The organism is Helicobacter pylori, assembly GCF_001998165.1.
GTDB lineage: Bacteria > Campylobacterota > Campylobacteria > Campylobacterales > Helicobacteraceae > Helicobacter > Helicobacter pylori_DL.
Genome location: NZ_MTWR01000182.1, coordinates 1 through 228, shown reverse-complemented (window position 1 = coordinate 228; position 228 = coordinate 1). Strand labels below are relative to the sequence as shown.

General features: G+C 42.1%; 1 pseudogene. It reads left to right on the top strand.

The window, feature by feature from the left end:
- Positions 1-228 (top strand): annotated as a pseudogene (locus BZK24_RS08800) (hypothetical protein); the annotation flags it as partial.

Below are 228 nucleotides of genomic sequence, written 5' to 3'. Positions count from 1 at the left end.
AAGCACCATGCTTATGGAAGCGAGCGCTGGGAGCGTGGTCTATGCGAAAGAAATCGCTTTAGAAAAGCTCAAAAGCGACAACAAGCTGTATTTTTCCAAGCAATGTTGGATTGATGAGGTGGATGGCAATGGCAACCGCTTTATTTTTTATGCTTTTGGGGGGCGAGAAAACCAAGAAGAATTGAAGATTGCTAAACAAAAACTCAATGCGTTAGGGTTAAAATCCAA